General features: G+C 72.0%; 4 protein-coding genes. All 4 read left to right on the top strand.

Annotated features, from left to right (window positions below; genetic code table 11):
• The first annotated feature begins 480 nt into the window (after window positions 1–480).
• Window positions 481–1,839 carry a replicative DNA helicase gene (gene dnaB, locus FMEAI12_RS25150; protein ID WP_020464682.1) on the top strand — a complete coding sequence of 453 codons (1,359 nt, stop codon included), beginning with the start codon at window positions 481–483 and terminating at the stop codon, window positions 1,837–1,839.
• Window positions 1,840–1,960: 121 nt separating this feature from the next.
• Entirely contained in the window at window positions 1,961–2,332 is a 372-nt protein-coding gene (locus tag FMEAI12_RS25155; protein ID WP_020464681.1) for an antibiotic biosynthesis monooxygenase, read from the top strand.
• Between the two features lie 30 nt (window positions 2,333–2,362).
• Entirely contained in the window at window positions 2,363–3,628 is a 1,266-nt protein-coding gene (locus tag FMEAI12_RS25160; RefSeq protein ID WP_112108082.1) for a hypothetical protein, read from the top strand.
• 339 nt (window positions 3,629–3,967) lie between these two features.
• Window positions 3,968–5,821, top strand: coding sequence for a dihydroxy-acid dehydratase (ilvD, locus tag FMEAI12_RS25165; RefSeq protein ID WP_112108083.1), 1,854 nt, complete (start codon window positions 3,968–3,970; stop codon window positions 5,819–5,821).
• Window positions 5,822–6,496: the final 675 nt, after the last annotated feature.

The following is a 6,496-nucleotide window of genomic DNA, read 5'->3' on the forward strand; positions in this document are numbered from 1 at the left end:
AAAGATTTTTTTGTCCACAGGTGTCGTATCCCTGTAGTCCTTCTGGCGCTGCGGTTCCGGGCGCTCGCGGCGCCGTCATCCACAACGTCGCCGCCGCTCGTCCCGAGGCGTTCCCCAGAATCCCCCTCGTTACCAACAGGTTGTCCACAGGTGGGTGTGGATAACTTTTTGGAGCCTCCCCGTGGGGACCTCTACTGTCGAGCCCTCCACACTGGCCATGTATCCGTGGGAACGGGATAGTCCAGACGGGTGAGGTGGGCGTGATCTTCGGATCGGTGGGCGGGCGGTCGAGTTGACACCCTCCAAACTGTGGTCGAACATATGTTCGATAGTGTCGGTGGGATCGGGTTCGATGAAATCGGGGCCTGTGGGATCGGGGCCTGTGGGATCGGGTCGGGAGCTTCCGGCGCACGGCGCTGCTCCGATCGCCCGGTCGCGGCGGTGCGCAGGTGGGCCGGTCGACATCCGGGAGGGGGAGGCTTGAGCGTCGCCGACATCGCGCGCGGGCCTGGATCCGCGGTCGAGTTCGATCGCACCCCGCCCCACGATCTTCCTGCGGAGCAGAGCGTGCTGGGCGGCATGCTGCTCTCGAAGGACGCGATCGCGGACGTCGTCGAGGTCCTCCGTGCGAGCGACTTCTACCGGCCGGCGCACGCCACCGTCTACACCACGATCGGCGACCTCTACGGCCGTGGGGAGCCGGCCGACGTCATCAGCGTCGCGGCCGAGCTGGGCCGGCAGAACCTGCTGGAGCGGGTCGGCGGGCCGGCCTACATGCACACGCTGATCTCCAGCGTCCCGACCGCGGCGAACGCCGGCTACTACGCGCGCATCGTCGCGGAGAAGGCCGTGCTGCGCCGGCTGGCCGAGGCCGGCACGCGCATCGTGCAGCTCGCCTACGGCCCGGCGCCCGACGTCACCGATGTCGTCGACCGGGCCCAGGCGGCCGTCTACGAGGTGACCGAGCGGCGCACGAACGATGACTACACCCCGCTCGGCGAGTTGCTGAACCCGGCGCTGGAGGAGATCGAGGCGATCCAGGCCCACGACGGCGCCCTGACCGGGGTGCCGACGGGGTTCACCGACCTCGACGAGCTCACCAACGGCCTGCACGGCGGCCAGCTGTGGATCGTCGCGGCCCGGCCCGCGGTCGGCAAGTCGACCCTGGGCCTGGATTTCGCCCGCGCCGCGTCGATCAAGAACGGGATGACCTCGGTCGTCTTCTCGCTGGAGATGAGCCGCATGGAGATCACCATGCGGCTGCTCTCCGCCGAGGCCCGGGTGTCGCTGCAGAACATCCGCACCGGCCGGCTGACCGACGACGACTGGGGTCGGCTGGCCCGGCGGATGGGGGAGGTCGCCGAGGCACCGCTGTACATCGACGACAGCCCGCACCTGACGATGATGGAGATCCGGGCGAAGGCGCGGCGGCTCAAGCAGCGCAACGACCTGCGGCTGGTCATCCTCGACTACCTGCAGCTGATGTCCTCGCCGAAGAAGGTCGAGAGCCGCCAGCAGGAGGTCAGCGAGATCTCCCGGTCACTGAAGCTGCTCGCGAAGGAGCTGGAGGTCCCCGTCGTGGCCATCTCGCAGCTCAACCGGGCCTCCGAGCAGCGGGCCGACAAACGGCCCCAGGTCTCCGACCTGCGCGAGTCCGGCAGCCTCGAGCAGGACGCCGACGCGGTCATCCTGCTCTACCGGGAGGACACGGTGGAGAAGGAGTCCGCGCGGGCCGGCGAGGCCGATCTGATCATCGCCAAGCACCGTAACGGCCCCACGGGCACCGTCACGGTCGCCTTCCAGGGCCACTACTCCCGGTTCGTCGACATGGCCAACTGATCCACGCCGTGATCCGGTGGAAGGGCGGCCGCCCGCTGCGGTCGGGTCGACTGGCCCGATCGGACTGGTCGGCGGGCCGACCGGCCTGAAGAGCCGGCCCCGCGGTGACAGACTGGGCGACATGAGCGTTTCCGGTGTTCCCCCGCGCGACTCCGGGGTCGTCGAGGTCGCGCGGTTCGACGTGTTGCCAGGGTCCGAAGAGGAGTTCGCCGCGGCGTACCGAACCGTCCGGCACGAGCTGGTCGCCACGCCCGGGTGCCGCTCCGCCCGGATGACCAGGGGGGTCGAGTCCCCGTCCAGCTTCGTGCTCCTGGTCGACTGGGACAGCCTGGAAGCGCACACCGAGACCTTCCGCGGTTCCGACCGGTTCACCCGGTGGCGGGCGGCGCTCTCCCCGTTCTTCGCGGCCGCGCCGTCGGTGGAGCACGTCGTGGCGATCACAGACCCCGTCGCGCCGGCACCGGCGTCGGCGGACCGGCCGGCCAGCTCCTGAGCCCGCCGGCCGTCGCGCGCCTCCGCCGCCATGATGACCTTCATCGGGTACCTCTTTCTGGCGCCCCTCTCGGCCGCGTTCTTCGGCTTTCTGGTGTGGCTGCTGCCCGCGATCGCGATGCGCGACGTGATCGGCCGAATGCGGATCCGGCCGTTCACGTTCTTCGTGACCGGCTACATCTTCATCGGCCTGATGAGCTTCTACCTGCTGGTCTTCTACGAGGACCATGAGGTCGCCCCGTTCCTCGGAACGGTCGCGTCGCTGGGCCTGGTGTGGGCGGTCCGGCGGTGGTGGCGGTCGCGGCGCGGCTCCCGCACGGTCGCCGGGTTCAACCGGCTGACGGGCCCCCGGCGGCGCTCGGGAGCGCCCGCCAGCGGGCCCGGCATCCCCCACCCGGGCCAGTGGGGCGTCCAGCCGGGGCAGTACGGCGTCCAGCCTGGCCAGTGGGGGGTCCAGCCGGGGCAGTACGGCGTCCAGCCTGGTCCGCACGGCACCCACCCCGGCCAGTGGGGCGTCCAGCCTGGTCCGCACGGCGTCCAGCCCGGTGAGCACCCCGGTCCGTACGGCGGGCCCGGGTATCCGGGCGTGCCTGGGCAGACCACTCCGCCGGGATATCCGGCCCCGCCCGGCCAGGGGGGACATCCCGGCCATCCGGGGGCCGCGGCCACGGGCGGTCCGCCTGGGTCCGTCGGCCAGCCGCCCGCGGATGGTGTCCAGCCGGGGGGTCCTGGCTGGACGCCCGGCCAGGATGGCGAGCACCTGGATACGGCGGGCGCCGGCGAGCCACCCGCGCCGGGCAGGACCGGCCGGATCGCCGGCTATCCGCTCGCGGCGCCGCCGCCGGACTCGCCTTCCGGTCCGCCCGGATACCCGCCGCCGGAGCGCCCGGCACCCGGCGGACCGGCGGCGGCGACACCGGAGGCATCGGGTGGACCTGTGCCGAATCCACCGGCGCCAGGCTCATCAGCGCCAGGCTCGCAGGTGCCCGGTTCGCCGATGTCGGGTGGACCGGTGTCGGGTGGACCGGTGTCGGGTGGACCGGGCGCGGGCCCGCCGGCCTGGAGCGACGAGCCGGACATCGACCCGACCTGGCTGGAGTTCTTTGCCAGCGAGCCCGGCGGCCTGGGCACTGACGGTCCGGGCGCCGGTGGCCCGGGGGGAGGCGCCGGTCCGGCCGGTCCGGCGGGTGCGACCGGGCGAGGTGGTCCGGGCGGTCCGGTGGATTCCCCGGGACCCGTCGATCCCGAGGAGCCGGACGGGCCGACCTCCGGTCCTCCCGGCGACCGGAGGCCCTGACCTCCGAGAGCGTCGCGTGGTCGGTTCTCCGAGTGGTCTGCTCGGGCCGCCAGGTGACGTGGTCGGTTCTCCGGGTGGCGTGGCTGCCGGGTGGCGTGGTCGGGCGGGTGCGGGCGAGGCGTAGCCTGATCGGTGGCGAAGCCTCCGGATCGGAGCGCGCCCGCGTGCCGCCTGTCGACTCGGGAACACCCGCCGACTCGGGAGCATCGACGTCGGAGACACCGATATCGGGAACACCGACGTCCGCTTCGTCGTACCGACGGCTGTTCGCCCGCCCGCGTCCGGCACCCCGACGCACCGCCCGTCTCCAGTGCCCCACAGCCCAGCTCAGAGGTCGAGATGCCCGCTCTGCGTTCCCGCACCACCACCCACGGTCGCAACATGGCCGGTGCCCGCGCCCTGTGGCGGGCGACCGGAATGACCGACGACGACTTCGGTAAGCCGATCGTCGCGATCGCGAACAGCTTCACGCAGTTCGTTCCCGGACACGTCCACCTGCGGGACGTCGGGAAGATCGTCGCGGACGCGGTGGTCGGGTCGGGCGGGGTGGCCAAGGAGTTCAACACGATCGCCGTCGACGACGGGATCGCGATGGGCCACGGCGGCATGCTGTACTCCCTGCCGTCCAGGGAGATCATCGCGGACAGCGTCGAGTACATGGTCAACGCCCACTGCGCCGACGCGCTGGTCTGCATCTCGAACTGCGACAAGATCACTCCGGGGATGCTGATCGCCGCGCTGCGGCTCGACATCCCGACCGTCTTCGTCTCCGGCGGCGCGATGGAGTCCGGTAACGCCGTCGTCACCGGCGGTATCGTGCGCTCACGGCTCGACCTGATCGACGCGATGACCGCGGCGGTCAACCCGAACGTCAGCGACGCCGACCTCGAGACCATCGAGCGGTCCGCCTGCCCGACCTGCGGGTCCTGCTCCGGCATGTTCACGGCCAACTCGATGAACTGCCTGACCGAGGCCCTCGGCCTGGCGTTGCCGGGCAACGGGACGACGCTGGCCACCGCGGCGGCCCGGCGTGGCCTGTTCGTCGAGGCCGGTCGCCTGGTCGTCGACCTGGCCCGCCGGTACTACGAGAAGGACGACGAGGCCGTCCTGCCGCGCTCGATCGCGACCGCGGCGGCCTTCCGTAACGCGTTCGCGGTGGACGTCGCGATGGGCGGCTCGACGAACACCGTCCTGCACCTGCTCGCCGCCGCGGTCGAGGCCGAGGTCGGGGTGACCCTCGACGACATCGACCAGGTCTCCCGCTCGGTGGCCTGCCTGTGCAAGGTGGCGCCCAGCTCGACCGACTACTACATGGAAGACGTCCACCGGGCCGGCGGGATCCCGGCGATCCTCGGTGAGCTCGACCGTGGCGGGCTGGTGGACCCGAACGTGCACAGCGTGCACGCGGCCAGCCTGCGCGAGTTCCTCGACCGCTGGGACGTCCGCGGCACCGACCCGGCTCCGGACGCGGTCGAGCTGTTCCACGCCGCGCCCGGCGGCGTGCGCACCGTCGAGCCGTTCGGCTCGACGAACCGCTGGGACACCCTCGACACCGACGCGAAGAGTGGCTGTATCCGCTCGGTGGAGCACGCCTACTCGGCCGACGGCGGCCTGGCCGTGCTGCGCGGCAACCTGGCCCCCGACGGCGCCGTGGTGAAGACGGCCGGCGTCGACGAGAGCCAGTGGACGTTCCGCGGGCCCGCGCTGGTCGTCGAGAGCCAGGAGGCCGCGGTCGACGCGATCCTGAACAAGGTCGTCAAGGCGGGCGACGTGATCATCGTCCGGTACGAGGGCCCCCGCGGTGGCCCCGGCATGCAGGAGATGCTCTACCCGACGGCGTTCCTCAAGGGCCGCGGCCTCGGGCCGAAGTGCGCGCTGATCACCGATGGCCGCTTCTCCGGTGGCAGCTCGGGCCTGTCGATCGGCCACGTCTCCCCGGAGGCGGCGCACGGTGGCCCGATCGCGCTCGTCCGGGACGGTGATCTCGTCGAGATCGACATCCCGCGGCGGCGGATCGACCTGCTGGTGTCGGACGCCGAGCTCGCCGCGCGGCGGGCCGAGATCGAGGCGAACGGCGGCTACCACCCGGCGAACAGGGAGCGTGTCGTGTCGGCCGCGCTGCGCGCCTACGCGGCCATGGCGACGTCCGCCTCGACCGGTGCCGCCCGTGACGTCCGGCTCATCACGGGATGAGATCTCGCTCGGTAGCTGAATCAATCGCGGTGTGTGTGCGAAGGTGGAGCCTGTTCGCTTGGCGCGACTCCAGGTAGTCGCCTGATCACCTAGTGATTGGGTGGGTGTGGGTGGTCGTGGCCGGGGCCGCGGGGGGCGCGACCGTTCCAGGAGATCCGCCTCGCCATGGCTCGTCACAGACGTTCGGACCGCCACTTCGCTCGCCGCGGCCGCTTCGCTCGCCGCGTCGGCCCAGCTCGTCCTGCCGACAGCGGGATGAGGTTTCCCGTGAATCCTCGCGTCCACCGGCGGTCGCGCTCGCGTTCGCACCCGGCCCGGCTGCTGCTGGCGGTGGTCGCCGTGACAATGGTCGGGCTGGGGACCCTCGGCCTGGTCGCGGGCGTGGACGGCTCCGGGGGGTCCGGATCGGGTGACGGGCCGGCCCGCCTCGGTGCGGCGGAGATCCCTACCGGCCTGGACGGATCATCCGGTCCGCTGGCGGCTTCCGGCACGGCCGGTTTCAGCACCGCTGCGCCAGGAGCCGCCTCGGGCGCCGCCGCCTCGGGTGCTGCCGGGGCGGACGCTGCGTCGGGTGCCGCTGGATCAGGTGGCGCTGCGCCTGGTGCTGCCGGGTCAGCTGTCGCGGGGGCGGGCGTCGGTCGGTCTGCCGCGGAGGGCCCGGGAACGGGGGAAGTG

The sequence above is a fragment of the Parafrankia sp. Ea1.12 genome (genome assembly GCF_900465275.1).
GTDB lineage: Bacteria > Actinomycetota > Actinomycetes > Frankiales > Frankiaceae > Parafrankia > Parafrankia soli.